This window comes from Streptomyces sp. NPDC029674 (assembly GCF_044903205.1).
Classification (GTDB): Bacteria; Actinomycetota; Actinomycetes; order Streptomycetales; family Streptomycetaceae; genus Streptomyces.
The window spans coordinates 93,681-112,704 of record NZ_JBJDPY010000021.1 but is presented as its reverse complement, the minus strand read 5'-3'; the positions used below and the strand labels follow the sequence as shown (position 1 = coordinate 112,704).

The window sequence follows — 19,024 nt, the reverse complement described above, 5'->3', positions numbered from 1 at the left end:
CCACCCGGCCGACCCGAGCGCGCGCCCCGACACCCACCGGGCTCGCCTGCCCATCCCCGGGAAGCTTGCCCCTACCGCGCCACCGCCGCGCAATACGTCTCGTCCGTGGCGAGGAGGTTTCGGTGGGTGTCTTCCGCGGTGATCGTGCCGTCGGTGGACAGGACCAGGACTCGGTCGGCGGTGTCCAGGAGGGCTGGGCTGCTGGTGAGGACGATGGTGGTGCGGCCTCGGCGGAGTTTTGCCACGTTGCGGGCGATGAGTTGTTCGGTGACCGCGTCTACGGCTGTCGTCGGGTTGTGCAGGACGAGGACGTCCGTGTCGGCGGCCAGCGCGCGGGCCAGGGAGAGGCGTTGGCGCTGGCCTCCGGAGAGGTTGGCGCCGCGGTCGCGGACCGGGTAGTCGAGGCCTTCGCGGTGCAGGGCGACGACGTCGGTGAGCATGGACGCCTCGACCGCCTCGGGGACCGAGACACTCGTGCCGGACGGGTCGATGTTCGTGCGCAGGGTGCCGGCGAAGATCTCCCCGTCGTACGGGTTGACCAGCATGTGTTCGCGGACCGCCTCGACCGACAGGTCGGCGAGCTCCTGGCCGCTGACCCGGACCACACCCTCGTACGCGTCCGGCGGCACGTTCATGGCCAGGATCGACGCCAGGTCGGCGACCGCGCGCGGCTGGTAGCCGGCGATCGCCACGAACTCTCCGGCCGCCACCGTGAACTTCAGGTCACGGAGGGAGCCGTAGCGGACGCAGTCGATCTCCAGGCCGCCGCCCGCGGCCGGGCGCTCCGGTCCCGGGGCCGACACCGGCGGCGCGGAGAGGACCAGGGACATCCGCTCGGCCGAAGCCCGCGCGATCATCACGTACTTGGGCATCTCCGAGAACATCTTGAGGGGTTCCATGATGAACTGGGCCAGGCCCACGGCCATGACGAGTTCGCCGATGGTGATGCGGCCCTCGAAGGCCAGCCAGCCCGCCGTCAGGGTCACCGCGGCCGCGAGGACCGCGTTGAGGGCCTGGGCGGTGCCCGCGTACACGCCGTTCACCTTGGCGACGGTGACCGCCTGGTGCTTCGCCTCCGTGCTGACCGTCCGGTAGGAGCGGAACGCCGCGTGGTTGCCGCCGAAGCCGTGCAGCGGGCGCAGACCGCTGATCAGGTCGGCGACCTTCGCGCCCGCCCGTGCCACCCGGGACTGCTGTTCACGCGTGCTGGAGCCGATCCGCTTGGACATCACGCTGAGGATGGAGAGGATCGCGACGGTTCCGACGATCACGAGCAGGCCGAGCCGGTAGTCGGCCATGCCCAGCGCGACCGCCGCGACGAGCACCGCGACCAGCGAGCTGATGAGCAGCGGCACCACCTCGATGATGTCGGCGGTCTGGTCGGCGTCCTCGGTGGCGATGGTGAGGATTTCGCCGGACTTGAGGTCGACGTCCCTGGCCACCGGCTGGAGGCCGCAGGCCGCGACCTTCACCCGCCAGCGGTGCGCCTCCGTCGTGTTGGCCTTCTGCAGGATGCGCATGCCGAACCGCCACGACAGCGACACCGTCGTGATGATGACGGCCAGCGCGCCGATGGACAGGGCGAGCGCGCCGAGCGTGCGGTCGTCCCGCATCGTGTGCTCGACGATCATGCCGAGCGCGATGGGGAAGGCCGTCTCGCCCGCCTGGTACAGGCCCATGAGGACCGTGCCCCAGACCATGGCGCCGATGTTGCGGCGCAGGGCGGTCCGCAGGATGGCGGCCCCAGGGTGGGGCCGTGGCCGCTTCGTGTCAGGAGTTGTCGGGGTCACGGTTCTCATCGAGGTGGCGGGCTATCGCTTCCGGGGTTCGCAGGGTGAACAGGTCTCGGATCGTGATGACGGGACCGTATTCGCGGCGGAGCAGGCCGATCAGCCGCACCGCCAGCATGGAGTGTCCGCCGAGGGACACGAAATCGCTCACCGCGCTCACCTCGTCGTCGTCGAGGTCCAGGGCTTCGGCGAAGAACTCGCAGACCACGGTCTCGGTCTCGGTCTCCGGGCCGCGCTCCCCCGCCGTGGTCAGCGAGCCGAGGGGCTTGGCCTCGGGCAGCGCCTTGGTGTCAGCCTTCCCGTTCACGGTGAGGGGGATGCTGTCGACTTCGGCGTAGTGCGTCGGGCGCAGGAAGTCCGGCAGGCCCGTGCCGACCTCGGCGGCGACGGCGGCCAGGTCGGAGCCGTCGAGCACGAGGTAGGCGGCGAGGCGGTAGGACCCGTCGACCTGCGGGTCGGGCTGGGCGACCGCGGCGGCGAACGTCACCGCGGGGTGCGCGGCGAACGCGGCCTCGACCTCGCCCAGTTCCACCCGGTGGCCCCGGATCTTGACCTGCTGGTCGGTGCGGCCCAGATAGGTGAGGTTCCCGTCGGGGCGGCGGGTCACCAGGTCACCGGTGCGGTACATGCGCTCGCCCGGCGCGCCGAACGGGCAGGCGACGAAGCGGTGCGCGGTCTGCGCGGTCTGGCCGAGGTAGCCGCGGGCGATGCCGATGCCCGACACGTACAGCTCGCCGGGGACGCCGTCCGGCAGCGGCCGCAGCCACGGGTCGAGGACGTACACGTCGGTGTTGTCGATGGCGACGCCCACCACCGGGTCCTGGCACTCGAAGGTGCCGACGCCGAGGGTGTTGATCGTGTACTCGGTGGGGCCGTACAGGTTGTAGCCGACGGTCCCCTCGGTCTCCGCCAGCTTCCGCCACAGGGTCGGGGTGACGGCCTCGCCGCCGAGGAGGACCAGCGCCGGGCGCCGTGCCGGGTCGTCGAGCAGGCCCTCGGCCACCAGCTGCTGGGCGTACGTCGGCGTCACGTTGATGACGTCGATCGTGTGCTCCAGGCAGTACTCGACGAGGCCGGGCGCGTCGCGGCGCAGCTCCTCGTCGCAGATGTGCACCTCGTGGCCGTCGGCGAGCCACAGCAGCTCCTCCCACGACATGTCGAAGGCGAACGACACGGTGTGCGCGATCCGGAAGGTGCGGTGCCCGTGCTCCGCGAGGACCGGTTCGAAGATCCGGCGCTGGTGGTTGACGAGCATGTTGGTGAGTCCGGCGTACTCGGTCACCACGCCCTTGGGCTTGCCGGTCGAGCCGGAGGTGTAGATCGTGTACGCGGGGTGGCGCAGCCGGTCCGGGTCGTCCGGCGCGAACGTCACGAACGGCTCGGCCGCGGGCAGCGGCCGGTCCAGCTCGATCAGTTCACCGGCTCCGGCCACGGCTCCGGTGAGCCGGGGCGACACCGCGCTCACCGTGAGGATCACGTCCGGGCGGGCGTCCGCGACGATGGCGGCGATCCGCTCGTCCGGGTGGTCCAGTTCGAGGGGCACGTACGCGGCGCCGACGCGCAGCACCGCGAACAGCGCCACGATCGAGTCGAGGGAGCGCGGGATCGCGAGCCCCACGGTCGTCTCGGGGCCGAGTCCCCGCCCGGCGAGCACACCCGCCACCGCGCGGCTGCGGTCCCGGAGTTCGGCGAACGTCATCGTCGCGCCGTGGGCGACGAGGGCGGTCCGCCCGGGGTCGCGGTCGGCGGCCCGGTCGAAGCGGTCGACGACCGTGTCCGTGCCGACGTCGGTGCGTTCGGCGGGCACGGGTGCCTCGCCGAGGCCGGGCAGCGCGCCGACAGGACCGGTCGAGCGGGCCAGGTCCTCCAGTACGCGCACGTAGTCCGCGAGGAGGCGGCGGGCGGCGTCGCTGTCGCCGTGGCGGTGCTCCAGCTTGACCGTGAGCCGGTCGCCGGGGGTGACGACCCAGGTGAACGGGTAGTGGGTGGAGTCGTCGGCCTTGACGGACGTGATGCCGTGCCGGGAGTTCATCTCGGCGAAGGCGTCCATGTCCAGGAAGTTCTGGAGCACGAACAGGTTGTCGAAGAGGGTGTCGTGCCCGCTGGCCCGCTGGATCTCGCCGAGCCCGAGGTGCTCGTGCTCCATCGCCTCGACGCGGGCCGCCTGTACGGCCGCCAGGTACGCGCCGACGGTGTCGTCCGGCCGGGCCTTCGTCCACTGCGGCACGGTGTTGAGGAGTACGCCGACGATGTCGGACAGGCCCTCGCCGTCACGGCCGGAGACGGTCACGCCGAACACCGCGTCGCTCCGGCCCGTGTGCGCGCCCAGCAGCAGGCCGAACGCGCCGGTCAGCACCGAGTTCAGCGTGACGCCGTGCGCCTTGGCCGCGTCCCGCAGCAGCTCCGACTGTTCGGCGGAGAGCGTGTGGACGAGCGCGGGCGGCAGCTCGGCCGACAGGGCCGGTGCCGGACCGGCGAGCAGGGTCGGGCCGGGGAGCCCGGCCAGGTGCTCGGCCCAGAAGCGTTCCGATACGGCGGGGTCCTTGGCGGCGAGCTCCCGGGCGTGGTCCTCGAAGCTCGGCGTGGCGGGGGCGGAGTCGAGCGGCTCGCCCGCGACCACGGCTTCGTAGGCGTCGAACAGGTCCCGCAGCACGATCTCGCGGGACCAGCCGTCCCACAGCAGCAGGTGGTAGCTGAGCAGCAGGCCGTCGCGGCCGTCCGGCAGGCGGACCACGGTGAGGCGGATCAGCGGCGGTTCGGCCGGGTCGAATCCGGCGTCCCGGTCGCGGGTGCGGAAGGCCTCGACCTCCGCGTCGTCCGCGAGCTCGACCGTGCGGACGTCGACCCTGCGGCCGGCCTTGAGGACCTGGACCGGGTTGCCGTCGTCGTCGGTGGTGAAGCCGGCGCCGACGACCGGGTGCCGCGCGATCACGTGCGCCATCGCCTCGGCCAGCGCGTCGCTGTCCAGGCGCCGGTCGAAGGTGAACCAGCTCTGCGCGACGTAGTGCCCGGCCGCACCCGCCATCTGGGCCTGGAAGAACAGGCCCCGCTGGAGGGGGGTGACGGGCGCGGTGCGCTCGGCGGTCGCGGCGGCGTCCGCGACCTGCTCCAGGGCGCGTCGCCAGTGCTCGGTGATCGCGTCGGGGATGCCGTCGGCGAGGGTGAAGGCCGCGTGCAGGCTGCCGGTGGCGTCGTCGATCCAGGCGTTGACCTCGACGGCGTACGGGCTGCCCGGGTCGCCGCCGGTGATGTGCACGGCCTGGGACTCGCTGCCCCGGCCGAGGTAGTTGAAGAGGACCTGCGGGCGGCCGGTCAGCAGCGGGGCCGTCTGCGGGTTCAGGTACTTCAGCTGGCCGTACGCGACGTGACCGCGCTCGTCCGGCTGGCGCTCGGCGACCTCGCGCGCGGCGGCGACGGGGTCGGTGTGCGCGGTGAGGCGCACGGGCGCGATGGAGGTGAACCAGCCGACGGTACGGCTGTAGTCGTGCTGTTCGAGGGCCGGGACCCGGCCGTGCCGCTCCAGCTCGACCGCGAGGTCGGTGGGCGTCGCCTGGACGTGGGTCAGCGCGGTGCGCAGCGCGCCGCACAGCAGCTCGGTGAGGCCGACGCCGAGCGCTGCGGGAGCGGTGCGGGTCACGCGGTCGCTGGTGCCGGGGGCGAGGACGGCGGTGGTCTCGCGCGGGTTCCGGACCGCCGACAGGAGTCCCGGTGCCTGGAGCGTGTCGACCCAGTGCCCGAGCTCGTCGATCGCGTCGGCGGAGCCGAGCGTCAGCGCCTCGGCGTACTCGGCGTAGGACGTGGTCGGCGGCGCCAGTTCCGCACCGCTCATGGCGGTGGCGAGGTCGTCGAGGAGGATCAGCCAGGACACCGCGTCGACGGCGAGGTGGTGCACGGCGACGACCAGGGTGCGGCTCGCCTCCAGCCAGGAGAACGCGATGACTTCCCCGGCCTCGGGGTCGAGCCGGTCGGCGGCCTCGTTCGCCGCGGTCGTCGCGGCGGCCGTCACGTCGGTCGTCGCGTCGGTCGCGTCGCCGCGTACGACGGTGACCTCACGTGCGGGCTCGGTGCGCAGGGCCCACACGCCGTGCTCGACGCGCAGCCGCAGCCGGAGGGCCGGGTGCGCGGCCACGACGGCGTTCGCGGCGCGCTCGGCGTCGGCGAACCCGGCGCCCTCGGGCGCGACCAGCGTCCTGGCCTGGGCGAACCGGTCGAGCGAGCCGCCCAGTTCACGCTGGCGCAGGATGATCGGGGTCGGTGTCAGCGGACCGTCCTCGCGGCGAGCGGGGGCGGAGGCGAGGGCGGGCGCCGCGGCCTCCGCCGCGCTCGACCCCAGGTGCTCGGCGAGCGCACGCGGCGTCCTGAACAGGAACACGTCCCGCGGTGCGATCCGCAGGCCGAGCGCCCTGGCCCGGTTGATCACGGTGATGGCGACGATGCTGTCGCCGCCGGCGGCGAAGAAGTCGGTGTCGGCGTCCGCGGTGGTGCCGCCGGGCAGCGCCTCCGAGAAGATGCCCACCAACTGGCCGAGCACAGGCGCCTTTTCGCCCGCGGGCGTGTCGTGGCCGGTCGCGCGGTTCCCCGTGCCCCTGAGAGACTCCGCTGCCCGCTCGGCCAGCGCCTTGCGGTCCAGCTTGCCGTTGACCGTCAGCGGCAGCGCGTCGAGCGGGAGGACCCGGCCCGGCACCATGTGCACGGGCAGCTTGGCGCCGAGCAGTGTCACGAGGTCGCCGGGCACGCTGCCCACGACGTGCGCGATCAGGTGGTCGCCGCTGTCCGCGACGGTGACGGCCACGTCGACCACGCCGTCGAGTTCCCGTACCGCGGACTCGACCTCGCCGAGCTCGATGCGGAAGCCCTTGAGCTGCACCTGGTCGTCGGCGCGGCCCGCGAACTCCAGCTCGCCGTCGAGCGTACGGCGGGCCAGGTCGCCCGTGTGGTACATGCGGGAGCCGTCGTCCGCGAACGGGTTCGCCACGAACCGGCCCGCGGTCAGGCCCGGCCTGCCCAGGTAGCCGAGGGAGACCTGGTCCCCGGCGACGTAGATGGCGCCGACCCGGCCCGGCGGCACCGGCCGCAGCCGGTCGTCGAGCAGGTAGGTGATCAGGCCCGGGATCGGGCCGCCGATGGGGCTGACGTCCTCGCCGCGGGCGAAGTCGTCGTCGGTCAGCACCCGGTGGGTGACGTGGACCGTGGTCTCCGTGATGCCGTACATGTTGACGAGCTCGGGCGACGCGGTGCCGTGCCGCTCGACCCAGCCGCGCAGCCGTCCGAGGTCGAGGGCCTCGCCGCCGAAGATGATCCGGCGCAGCGCGGGCACCGGCTCGCCGGCGTGCCGGTCGGCCTCGATGAACTGGTAGAACGCCGACGGCGTCTGGTTGAGCACGGTCACGCCGCGCTCGCGGACGAGGCGGTGGAAGTCGACCGGGGAGCGGGTCAGCCCGTACTCGGGCACCAGCAGCTCACCGCCGTGCGTGAGCGCGCCCCACAGCTCCCAGACCGCGAAGTCGAAGGAGAAGGAGTGGAACTGGACCCACACGTCGTGCGGTCCGAAGCCCATGTCGGGCTGCGTGTTCGCGAGCAGGGTCACGACGCTGGAGTGCGGGACGACGACGCCCTTGGGGCGGCCGGTCGAGCCGGAGGTGTAGATGACGTACGCGGGGTCGTGCCAGGTCGCCTCGGGGGCGGGACCGTCGGCGGTGTCGAGCGGCGGCTCGTCGCCCTGGACGATCACCCGGGCCGGTACGCCCGCCCGGTCGAGGAGTTCGGTGAAGCGGTCCCGCTGCTCGCGCTCGACGAGTACGACCTGCGGTGCGGCGTCGGCGAGGATGTACTCCAGGCGCTCGTCCGGGTATGCCAGGTCCAGCGGTACGTAGGCGCCGCCGGCGGTGACGATCGCGACCAGCGCGACGACCTGCTCGACGGAGCGCGGCACGGCGACGGCGACGCGCTTGCCCGGGGCGACCCCGGCCGCGCGCAGCGCCGACGCCAACTCGTCCTTCGCTTCCGCCAGTTCGCCGTACGTCAGGGACCGCGTCGTGCCGTCGAGAGCGCACTGGGTGACGGCGGTGGCCGCCGGGTCGCGCTGCGCGGCGGCGTCGAACAGGCCGGCCAGGGTGGTGCGTTCGACGCGCGCGGGGCGGCGGGCGTCCGCGGGTGCCAGGTCGGCGACCGGGGCATCGGGCCGCGTGAGCAGTCCGGTGAGGGTGGTGGTGAACGTGCGCAGGAGCTCCTGGGCGGTGGTCTCGCCGAGGAGTTCACCGTCGTAGATCAGGTTGAAGCGCGGGCGGCCGTCGAGCGCGCGCTCCACGACGAGCGTCAACGGGTAGTGCGGGGCGCCCTCGTTGACGATGTCGCCGATGACGAGTTCGGCGTCGGGGGTGCGCAGGCTGTCCACGTCGGTCGCGACGTCGAAGACCACGAGGGTGTCGAAGAGCGAGCCGACGCCCGCCTGGCGGCCGATCCGCGCGAGCGAGACGTGCTGCTGCGGCAGGACGGCGCTCTGGTGCTCCCGCACCGAGGCGAGGAGTTCGCGGGCCGTGGTCGTGGCGGACCAGCGGGCGCGCACCGGGATCGTGTTGATGAACAGACCGACCATGTCGCCGATGCCCGGCACGTCCGCGTCGCGTCCGGACACGGTGGAGCCGAAGACGACGTCGTCGCCGTGCGGGTCGCCGCCGTGCAGGATCCCGCCGAGCGTCACCGCCCAGGCGCTGTGCACGGCCACGCTCAGGGGCACGCCGGCCGTCCGGACGGCCGCGTCGATGTCGGCCTCCGCCTCGGCGGCGGTGTCGGCGAACCGGTCGGACGGGGTGTGCCCCTCGGCGACGAGCGAGGGCCCGGGCAGCTCGGCGAGCTCCTCGCGCCACACCCGGTCGCTCTCGTCGTCGTCGCGTCCGGCGAGCCAGCTCACGTAGTCGGAGAAGCCGCCGATCGGGTACACGGTCCCCGGCGCGTGGTACTCGGCGAGCAGCGCGCGCAGCATCGGCGGGACCGACCAGCCGTCGGCGATGATGTGGTGCACGGTCTGCACCAGGACGTTCCGGCCGCCGCCGGCGCGGACGAGCGTGTACCGCATCAGCGGTCCGGTGGCCAGGTCGAACCCGGCGCGGCGGTCCCGCTCGGCGAGTTCGCGTATCTCGGCGTCGGTGATGCCGGGGCGGTCCACGGTGGTGAACGGCGCCTGGACGCCGCTCTCCAGGACGGAGACGACGCGGCCGTCGGCGAGGGCGGTGAAGCGCGCGGCCAGGTTCGGGTAGAGGGTCAGCAGCCGGGTCGCGGCGGCCGCGAGGCGGTCGGCGTCCACTTCGCCGCCCGAAGCGCCCTCCGGCGTCTCCGGCGTTTCCAGCGTGAGGAGTTGCTGCTCGACGTACGCGCCCGCCGAGTCGTCGTCGAAGACCGAGTGGAAGTACAGGCCTTCCTGCAGCGGCGTCAGCGGCAGGATGTCCCGCAGCTCCGGGCTGTCCAGGGCGTCCACGTCGGCCTGGGTGAGCGGCACCAGGGGGAAGTCGCTGGGCGTGTGACCGCCCTCGTCGAGCGCGGCGAGGCCGGCCAGGGCGACCCGGAAGTACCCGCCGAGCGTCGCGATGTCCTCGTCGGTGAACATGCCGTCGGGCCAGGAGACGGTGGTGACCAGCTCGTATTCGCCGCCGGTGGCGGACGGTTCGGCGATCGCGTTGAACTCCAGGGCGCGCGGCAGACGCATGTCCGGGTCGCGCTTCTCGCCCAACTGGCCGGTGGCGCCCGCCAGTTGCCAGTCGCCCGGGGCGCCCGCGTCGAAGCGGCCCAGGTAGTTGAAGAGCACCTGCGGCGCGGGCGCGTCGAGCTCGGTGTCGCCGAGGTAGCGCAGGGCGCCGTACGAAATGCCGTTGCCCGGCACCCTCGCGAGGTCCTCCTTGACCGCCTTGAGGGCGGCGGCGAGGTACTCGGGGGCGGTGAGGTCGGGCGCGGTGCCGGGGTCCACGGTCACCGGGAAGAGGGTGGTGAACCAGCCGACGGTGCGGGAGAGTTCGGGCTCGAAGCCGGCGGTGTCCGCCACGAAGCGTCCCTCGCGGCCGTGGCCCTCCAGCTCGATGTGCGCGAACGTCTGGTCCTGCCCGAGGTCGCGGCGCCAGCGGGCGAGGGCGACGGCGAGCCCGGTCAGGAGCACGTCGTTGACGCCCGCGTGGAACTTCGCGGGGATCTCGCCGAGGAGCGCGGCGGTGACCTCGGGGCCGACGGAGACGGTCTGGAGCCGCTCGCGCGCGACGGTGTCGGCGGCGGTCAGCGCGCGGCGGCCCACGGGCTGGTCCGGGCCCGGCAGAGGACGCCGGAAGTACGCCAGGTCGGCCTCGAAGCCCGCTTGTTCGAGGAGCTGCGTCCAGCGGCGGAACGAGGTGCCCACCGGGGGCAGTTCGACGCTCGCGCCCGCGGTGAACTGGCGCCACGCCGTGGCCAGGTCCTCCATCAGGACCCGCCAGGAAACGCCGTCGACGACGACGTGGTGGACGACCACGACCAGCTGGCGCGCCGCGGGGCGCCAGACGGCGCGCAGCATCACGCCGCCGTCCGGGTCGAGCGCGTCGGTGGCGAGCGCGACGCAGTCGTCGAGCGGCAGGTCGCTCTCCTGCCACGCCGGCTGCCGGCCCGCTCCCGCCGCGTCCGCGGCCGGGATGTCGAAGCTCCAGCGGTCGCCGCGCACCAGCTTGGCGCGCAGCATGTCGTGCCGTGCGAGGACGGCGCCGAGTATCTCGTCGAGCGCTTCGGCGGTGAGCTCCGCCGGGGTGTTCAGGACGACGGACTGCACGAAGCCGTCGATCGCGTCCGTGGTCTCGCCGAGCCACTGCACGATGGGCGATCCCACGACGGGACCGGTGGCGACGTCGCCCTGGTCCACCGTGGAGACGTCCTCGCGGCTCGCGACCGCGGCGAGCGCGCCGATGACGCTGTTGGTGAAGATCTGCCGCGCCGTGACGTAGAGACCGGCGTCGCGCAACGCGCTGAGCAGCGAGATCGTCAGGATGCTGTCGCCGCCGAGCTGGAAGAAGTCCTGGTCGACACCAACCTCGTCGAGCTGCAGCACCGCCGCGACCGCCGCGCAGACCACGCGTTCGTTCTCGGTGCTCGGCGGGGTGAGGGCGCCCTTAGGAGCGGTGGGCTCCGGCAGTGCGTTCCGGTCGAGCTTGCCGTTGGCGGTGAGCGGGAACTCGTCGAGGACGACGATGTGGGTGGGCACCATGTACTCGACCATGTGGTCGGCGGCCCACGCCTTGACGTCGTCGGCCCGCAGCTCCTCGTGGCCGGCCGACGGGATGACGTAGCCCACGAGGTAGGTGCCGCCCGCCGAGTTCTTCTTGGCGACGACGCAGGTGTGGCGGACGCGGGGGTGCTCGGCGAGGCCGACCTCGACGTCCTCGATCTCCAGGCGCATGCCGCGGATCTTGATCTGGTTGTCGGCCCGGCCGAGGAAGTCGAGGGAGCCGTCGGGGGCGAACCGCGCGAGGTCACCGGTGCGGTAGAGCCGGGACCCGTCCGAGGCGAAGGGGTTGGCGACGAACCGGGAGGCCGTCAGGCCGGGCGCGTTGACATAGCCGCGCCCCAGGAGGAAACCGCCGACGTAGAGCTCGCCGCCGACGCCGAACGGGACGGGGCGCAGTTCGTCGTCGAGGACGTACAGCTGGGTGTTCGGGTTGGCCTTGCCGATCGAGGTCGACAGGCGTTCGGCCTCGCCGCGGTAGATGACGTGCGAGACGCCGATCGTCGTCTCGGCCGGGCCGTAGCCGTGGTACAGGGGGATGTCGAGCCGGGTGCGGAACCGCTCGTACAGCTCGGGTGTCAGCACCTCGCCGCCGCACCAGACGTGGCGCAGGCTGTCGAGGCGGCCGGAGTCGCCCGCCATCTCCAGGAGTACGTCCAGCATGGACGACACCAGGTACGTGAAGGTGACGCGCTGCTCGGCGATGACGCCGAGCAGATGGTGCGGGTCGCGTTCGCCGCCGGGCCGCAGGACCACCACGCGGCCGCCGGAGACCAGCGGCAGGAAGATCTCGTTGATGGAGATGTCGAAGGACAGCGGGGCCTTGAACAGCGACGCGTCGTCGGGACCGAAGCCGAGGATCTCGTCGACCTGCCAGAGCAGGCGCTCGCTGATCGCCTCGTGACGGATCATCGCGCCCTTGGGGCGGCCGGTCGAACCGGAGGTGAAGATCACGTACGCGAGCGCGTCGCCCGGGACGGCGATCCCGGTCGCCTCGGTGGGGCAGGAGTCGTACTGCCAGTCGCCGAGGTCGACGGCGACGGCTTCGGGCTCGCTGGGGTCGTGCTCGCCCGTGGCGTTGAGCTGCACCACGGCGCGGGCGTCCTCGATGACGACGGACCGGCGCGCGGCGGGCCACTGCGGGTCGAGCGGCACGAAGGCGCAGCCCGCCTGGAGCACGGCGAGCAGCCCGACCACCATGTCGGCGGAGCGGCTGAGCGAGATGCCGACGACCTGTTCGGCGGTGAGGCCGCGCCCGATGAGGTGGTGGGCCAACTGGGCGGAGCGCTCGGCGGCCTGACGGTAGGTCAGGGTGTGGTGCTCGTCGACGATGGCGACGGCGTCCGGCCTGAGCCGCGCCTGCTCGCGGAACATCTCGACGATGGTGGGGCGGACGCGGTCGGCGTGGGTGTCGTTCCACTCGGCGAGGGCCTCGAGCCTGGCCGCCGGGCCGGACGGGCCGATGGTGCCGAGGGGCCGGTCGGGGAAGTCGGCGAGGTCGTCGAGCGCGAGCTGCGCGTCGGCAGGGTCGACGCCGTCGGGGACCGGTATGAGCCGGCCGTCCGCGCCGGCGTCCCGGCTGCCGGGCCCGGCACCGCCGCTCTCGACCCAGCCGAGGACGTCGGCGAAGAGGGTGGCGGGGGTGAGTTCGATGCCTTCGGGGCTCCGGCCCGTCGCCCAGTACGAGAGACCGATGGCGCACGCCTCGGCGACGGTCCGGTCGGAGTAGTCGCCGGTGCGCCGACGCACGTCGGCCAGGCGGGCGGGGGAAAGCAGCACGAGGCCGGCGCTCGGTTCCATCATCGAAGACTCAGCGTCCCTTCCAGGTAATCGCAGTAAGGCTAACCTAAATTAGGCTTGCCTAACTACCCTCTCGCCAGGCGCGCCACAGTCGCGCGTACCGGCCGCCGAGAGCCACCAACTCGTCGTGGGTGCCCAGCTCCACCACGCGTCCCGCGTCGAGCACGGCGATCCGGTCGGCGGCCATCGCCTGCGTCAGCCGGTGCGCCACGAACAGCGTGGTCCGGCCCGCGCACGCGGCGAGGACGGCACGCTCCAGCTCGGCGGCGCCCTCACTGCCCGCCTCCGCCGTCGACTCGTCGAGCACCACCACCGGCGTACGGCTCAGCACAAGGCGGGCCAGGGCGATCTGGGCGATCTTGGTGACGTCCAGGCGCTCACCGCCCTCGCCGACCATGGTGTCCAGGCCTTCGGGAAGGTGCTCCACCCACCCGTCGGCGCCCACCGTCCGCAGGGCGTCCATCAGTTCGGCGTCGGTCGCCTGCGGCGCGGCGAGCCGCAGGTCCTCGGCGAGCGGGCCGGAGAACACGTGCGTCTCCTGCGTCAGGATGCTCACCAACGCCCGCGCCCCGGCTTCGTCAAGACCGCCCAGGTCATGCTCGCCTACGCGCACCGAACCCGCGTCCGGGGTCCCGATGCCCGCGATCAGCGCGGCCAGCGTCGACTTGCCCGCGCCCGTCGCCCCCACCAGGGCGAGCGAACCGCCCGCCGGAATCGACAGGTCGACATCCCGCAGAACCGGTTCGTCCGTGCCGGGGTAACGGAACGTCAGCCCCTCCACGGTCACCTGGTGCGGCACGGCCTTCGCCACCTCGACGGACGCGTCGCCGACCAGCCGCTCGTCGCCGGACTCGTCGAGGACACCGACGAGACGGGTCAGGCTCGCGCCCGACTTCTGCGCCTCGTCGAAGGTGAACATGATGGCGCCCAGCGGGGTGAAGAGCCGGTGGAACATCAGCGGAGCCGCCGACACCTCGCCGAGGCTGGCCGCGTCGGCCTCCAACAGGGCGTATCCCACCACGAGGATGAGGACGAGCCCGATGAACTCGGCGCGGTTCTCCCGGCCCACGAACCGGCCGAAGAACCGGAACACGTCGATACCGAGATTGCGCACCCGCCACGACTCCTGGGTGACCTTCTCCCGGACGGAGTCCTCCAGGCGGTACGCCCGGACCGTGTCGATCCCGTTCAGACCGCTGATCAGCGCCTGCGCGCGGTCGGCCTGCGCCACCCGCTGCTTGCGGTAGAGCGGGGCGGACCGGGGGAGGTACCAGCGCAGGGCCAGCGCGTACGCGGGCAGCGCGCCGGCGCCCGCGAGGCCGAGCCGCCAGTCGAGGCCGAACATGCCGACCGTGGCGATGAAGACCAGCACGCCCGCCGAGAACACGGTGGGGATGGCGGTCCTGATCCCCTTGGACAGCACGGCCACGTCGTCGCCGACCCGGGAGAGCACGTCCCCCCGGCCGACCTGCTCGATCCGCGCGCTCGGCATCCCGAGCACCGCGCGGACGGCGCCCTCCCGCAGCCGCGCGAGGAGGTCCGCGCCGAGCCGCCCGATCAGATAGGTCGAGGCCGCGGTGGCCGCCGCGCCGAGCAGCGCGGCGACCCCCATCAGCACCCCGATCGTCACCAGGACGGACCGCGAATCGCCCTGGACCACCCCGTCGACCACCCGGCCGAGCAGCAGCACCGGGAGGATCTGGAGCGCCGCCCCGGCCACCGTCGTGGCGACGGTGGCCGTGGTCAGCCAGGGCACTTCGCGGCAGTGCGTCGAGACCCACCTGGTGGCCTCACGTCCGGTCGCGGTGCGCAGGGTTGCCGGGGCGACGCCGATGTCGGGGGTGGATGTCTCGGTGGTGCTCACACGTTGGCCAAGTCGGGACGGGGACGGCGGGACGGGTTGGACGTCATTGCTATTCGACCGACTTGACGAGCTCGTCGATCGCGTACGGGAGGGACAGCGCGGTGCCCTGCGACATCGCGGCGCCCACTGCCGGGCCCTCGCTGTCCAGCAGGTAGGACACGTTGCCCTTCTTCACGGCGTCCAGGTTGGCGAAGAGCTTGAACTTCTTCAACGACTCCGTGTCCGCCTTGTCGTTGATGACGACGATGCGGTCCACGTCGACCAGGTCCGTGCGCTCGGGAGAGAGCTCGGTGGAGAACTTGCCGCCCGCGATCTTGTCGATCTTGGTCTGGTACTTGAAGCCCATGCCCGTCAGGAGCCGTCCACGCACATCGGTGGAGGTGAAGGGGTTGATGGCGTCCTTGTACCAGGACAGCGCCACGGAGGTCTGCTTGGCGAACTTCGGGTGCGCCTTCTTGGCCTCGGTCAGCTTGTCCTCGACGCCCTGGACGATCTTCTTGCCCTCGTCCTCCTTGCCCAGCGCCTTGGAGATGTGCACGACGTTGTCCTGCCAGGGAGCGCTGAACAGCTCCTTCTCACCCTTGGTGCGACCCACCGTCGGGGCGAGCTTGGAGAGCTTGTCGTAGGCGGCCTTGTCGATCTCCGAGTAGACCGCGATGATCAGGTCCGGGCGCAGCGAGGCGATCTTCTCGTAGTTGGGGCCGCTGTCGCCGTTCTTCATGACGACCTCGGGCTTGGTGTCGCCCCACTTGTCCTTCACCCAGGGCCACTGGGTGTTGATGTCGGGGGACTTGCCCTCCGGGTTCGGGTACTGGTCGACCATGCCGACCGGCTTGGTGCCGAGCGCGAGGACGGTCTGGTCGTCGGTGTAGCCGACGGTGACGACCCGCTTGGGCGCCTTGGTGATCTTCGTCGAGCCGAACGCGTGGTCCACGGTGACCGGGAACGTGCCGCCGCCGGCGGCGGCCGGGGTGTCCTCGCCCGCCTTGTCTTCCGAGTCGGAACCGCATCCCGCGAGGAGGCCTACGCCGAGCGTCGCGGCGGTCAGTACCGCCGCCAGCCGCCGCCGTGGCGTCGTGAGCTGCGTTCGGTTCGTTCGGCTCGTTCGGTGGAGGAGCATCCGGGTTCCCTTGCTTTCGCGCTGACCGCTGCGCCCCATGTCTAAGGGCAGCCAAACCTTACCCTGCGGAGATGAGGTTAGCCTAGCCTTACCCGTGCATTCTTGAGGCAGACCCTTGCATTTCGCGGGCGGATCAGTCCAGTTGCACGTGCGTACGGCCGATCGGCACGATGAGCGGCCGGTCCCCCACCGGATCGTCGACCACCTTGGCGCGCAGCCCGAACGCCTCGTGCAGCAGCTCCGCGGTGATCACATCACGCGGGTGCCCCTGCGCCAGGATCGAACCGTCCTTCATCACCACGAGGTTGTCGCTGTAGCGCGTGGCCAGGTTGAGGTCGTGCAGCACCATCACCACCGTGCGCCCCGACTCGTGCAGGTCGTCCACCAGGTCGAGCACGTCGATGGCGTGCGCCAGGTCCAGGTAGGTGGTCGGTTCGTCGAGGAGCAGCAGGTCGGTGCCCTGGGCCAGGGTCATCGAGATCCAGACGCGCTGGCGCTGTCCGCCGGAGAGCGAGTCGACCGGGCGGTCGGCCAGGTCGGAGACGCCGGTCATGGCCAGTGCGCGTTCCACGACGCCCGCGTCGTCCGACGACCACTGGCGCAGCCAGCTCTGGTGCGGGTGGCGGCCCCTGGCGACCAGGTCGGCCACCGTCAGACTCTCCGGCGCGACGGGCGTCTGCGGCAGCAGGCCGAGCTTCTTCGCCACGTCCCGGGTCTTGAGCTTGTCGATGTCCTCGCCGTCGAGCACGACCGACCCCTTGGTCGGCTTGAGCAGCCGCGTCAGGGTGCGCAACAGGGTTGACTTGCCGCAGCCGTTGGGACCGATGATCGTGGTGATCACCCCGGGCGGGATGGCCACGTCCAGGTCGTCGATGACGGTCCGGCTGCCGTAACCGACCGAGACGCCCCTGGCGGCGAGCCGCGCCGCGGAGTCCTCGGCGCCTGACTCCTCCACCCCTGACTCCCCGACCTCTGACCCGATCTCGGTGATGTACTGAGCGACCACAAGCCCCCCTAATATTAGGTTTGCCTCACCTTTGTACCAGCTATTTGAGGTTCGCCCGTACCAACAGGTAGACGAGGAAAGGGCCGCCGATCGCGGCGGTGACCACGCCGACGGGGAGACTGTCCGGCAGCACCACGCGTGTCGTGAGGTCGGCGCCGATCAACAGCAGCGCTCCGACCAGCCCTGACGCCACCATCGGGGGCGTCGGACGCCGCGTCAGACGCATCGCCACCTGCGGCGCCACCAGCGCGACGAACGGCACCGGGCCCGCCGCGCTCACCGCCACCGCGGCCAGCAGCACCGCGCACAGCAGCAGCACCGCCCGCACGCGCGTGTACCGGACGCCGAGCCCCGCGGCGACGTCGTCGCCGAGGTGCATCGGCTTGAACTGGAAGGCGGCGCAGGCCACCACGGCCAGCAGCGCGAGCGAGCTCCAGAGCGCGATCCAGACCTCGTCCCACGACCGGTTGTCCAGCGAACCGACGAGCCACGCCTGTGCGCGGGCCACATCCCTGATGTCGGCCGAGACGAGCAGCCAGGTCGTGATCGCCTCCATCACCGCGCTCACCGAGATGCCGATGAGGATGAGCCGGAAGCCGTCGACGCCGCGGCGCCACGCGAGGAAGTACACCAGCAGGCCCGTGCCGAGGCCGCCGGCGAGCGCCGCCGCGGACAGGCCCAGGGAGTCGACGACCGCCGCGGCGGTCCCGCCCGACACCGTCACCGAGAACACCGCGACCGCGCTGGCGCCCCCGGTGATGCCCAGGATGTCCGGGCTGGCCAGCGGGTTGCGCGCGACGGACTGCGTGATCGCGCCGGAGACGCCGAGCGCGATGCCCACGACGAGCCCGGCCAGGGCGCGCGGCATCCGCAGATCCATGATCACGAATTCGTCGACCTGCTCGCCCCGGCCGACGAGCGTGGCCATCACCCGCGACAGGCCGATGGAGAAGTCCCCGACGCTGATGGACAGACAGAACACCAGGAAGGTCGCTGTCATCAGCAGCAGCGTGACGAGGACGAGCCAGGGTCGCCATACGAACGACATGGGGCCGAGCCGCACGCCCGGCGTCACCGAAGGCTTCGCTGCTGTCCCGTCCATGCGCTCTCGCGTCTCACTCATGCGTTCTTGAACTTTCCTCGCCACACCAGGACCGCGAAGAACGGCGCCCCGAGCAGAGCCACGACGACCCCCGCCTCCAACTCGCCGGGCCGCACCACCAGTCGGCCCACGATGTCGCAGACCAGCAGGATGACGGCGCCGAGCAGTCCCGCGTACGGCACCAGCCAGCGGTAGTCGGGGCCGGTCCAGTACCGGGCCACGTGGGCCACCATCAGGCCGAGGAACGCGATGGGACCGCAGGCCGCCGTCGCCGCGCCCGCCAGCAGCGTGATGGCGAGGATGCCGACGGTCCGGCTGAACGCGATGTTCACACCGAGCCCGCGCGCCACGTCCTCGCCCAGGTTGAGCAGGTTCAAGGCGGGCAGCGTGGTGAGGGCCAGCACGAGGCCGACCGCGATGAACGCGGTCACCGGCCAGATGACGTCGAATCCGACGCCGGCCACGGAGCCCGCGTTCCAGAACCGCAGCGCGTTCAGCGACTTCTGGTCCGAGAGCGCGACCGCCGTCGTCATCGCCGCGAGGAACACGGTGATCCCCTGCCCGGCCAGCGCGAGCGTCAGGGGGTTGCCCGCCCCCCGGCCGATGCTCGCGAGGCCGAACACGACGACACCCGCGACGGCCGCCCCCAGGAAGGCGAACCATACGTACTGGAACGGGTTGGAGAGCCCGAACAGGGCGATCACCGACACCACCGCGAACGACGCGCCGGCGTTCACCCCCAGCAGCCCGGTGTCCGCGATCGGGTTGCGCGTGTAGCCCTGGATGAGCGCCCCGCCGACGCCGAGGGCGACGCCCGCGACCACCGCGAGCACCGTCCGTGGCACCCGTACGGTCTGCACGATGAGTCTGATCTCGGTGAGCCGCTGGTCGGATTCCGGCGCCGCGAAGAGCCCGTGCCACACATCGGCCGGGCTCAGTGCGCGGGCGCCGACGGCCAGCGACACCGCCGCCGCGATCACCAGGATCACGGCGAGCAGGCCCAGGCCGAGAACCCGTCGGCGACGGGCCTCCGTTGCGCCCTTCGGCACGGGGCGCTCCACTGCAGTCGTGCTCATGACGACGTACGTTATCCCTTTGATCGGCCCGCGC

General features: G+C 72.1%; 7 protein-coding genes. All 7 read right to left on the bottom strand.

Annotated features, from left to right (window positions below):
* Window positions 1–71 precede the first annotated feature (71 nt).
* The 7 genes from ACI2L3_RS35070 to ACI2L3_RS35040 all read right to left on the bottom strand — a co-directional run bounded on the left by ACI2L3_RS35070 (window position 72) and on the right by ACI2L3_RS35040 (window position 18,990).
* On the bottom strand, window positions 72–1,799 hold the full coding sequence (locus ACI2L3_RS35070; RefSeq protein ID WP_404756469.1) for an ABC transporter ATP-binding protein: 1,728 nt from the start codon (window positions 1,797–1,799) through the stop codon (window positions 72–74).
* Window positions 1,771–12,825: an amino acid adenylation domain-containing protein gene (locus ACI2L3_RS35065; RefSeq protein WP_404756468.1), complete on the bottom strand. Its 11,055-nt coding sequence runs from the start codon at window positions 12,823–12,825 to the stop codon at window positions 1,771–1,773. The genes ACI2L3_RS35070 and ACI2L3_RS35065 overlap by 29 nt, the downstream gene beginning before the upstream one ends.
* A 58-nt stretch (window positions 12,826–12,883) precedes the next feature.
* A complete protein-coding gene (locus ACI2L3_RS35060) occupies window positions 12,884–14,686 on the bottom strand; it encodes an ABC transporter ATP-binding protein (RefSeq protein WP_404756467.1) in 1,803 nt (600 codons plus the stop codon).
* Between the two features lie 49 nt (window positions 14,687–14,735).
* The gene (locus ACI2L3_RS35055) at window positions 14,736–15,806 is read right to left on the bottom strand and encodes an ABC transporter substrate-binding protein (RefSeq protein WP_404756466.1); all 1,071 of its coding nucleotides are present in this window, start codon (window positions 15,804–15,806) and stop codon (window positions 14,736–14,738) included.
* Between the two features lie 133 nt (window positions 15,807–15,939).
* Complete coding sequence (locus tag ACI2L3_RS35050; protein ID WP_404756465.1) at window positions 15,940–16,812, bottom strand: ABC transporter ATP-binding protein; 873 nt, start codon at window positions 16,810–16,812, stop codon at window positions 15,940–15,942.
* Window positions 16,813–16,852: 40 nt separating this feature from the next.
* The gene (locus ACI2L3_RS35045; RefSeq protein WP_404756488.1) at window positions 16,853–17,914 is read right to left on the bottom strand and encodes a FecCD family ABC transporter permease; all 1,062 of its coding nucleotides are present in this window, start codon (window positions 17,912–17,914) and stop codon (window positions 16,853–16,855) included.
* A 17-nt stretch (window positions 17,915–17,931) separates the two neighbouring features.
* Entirely contained in the window at window positions 17,932–18,990 is a 1,059-nt protein-coding gene (locus ACI2L3_RS35040) for a FecCD family ABC transporter permease (protein WP_404756464.1), read from the bottom strand.
* Window positions 18,991–19,024: the final 34 nt, after the last annotated feature.

Excerpts from the sequence above, each read along its gene's own strand:
- ACI2L3_RS35055 (WP_404756466.1), bottom strand. The coding sequence starts at position 15,806 with ATGCTCCTCCACCGAACGAGCCGAACGAACCGAACGCAGCTCACGACG.
- ACI2L3_RS35070 (WP_404756469.1), bottom strand. The coding sequence starts at position 1,799 with ATGAGAACCGTGACCCCGACAACTCCTGACACGAAGCGGCCACGGCCC.
- ACI2L3_RS35065 (WP_404756468.1), bottom strand. The coding sequence starts at position 12,825 with ATGATGGAACCGAGCGCCGGCCTCGTGCTGCTTTCCCCCGCCCGCCTG.
- ACI2L3_RS35045 (WP_404756488.1), bottom strand. The coding sequence starts at position 17,914 with ATGGACGGGACAGCAGCGAAGCCTTCGGTGACGCCGGGCGTGCGGCTC.
- ACI2L3_RS35040 (WP_404756464.1), bottom strand. The coding sequence starts at position 18,990 with ATGAGCACGACTGCAGTGGAGCGCCCCGTGCCGAAGGGCGCAACGGAG.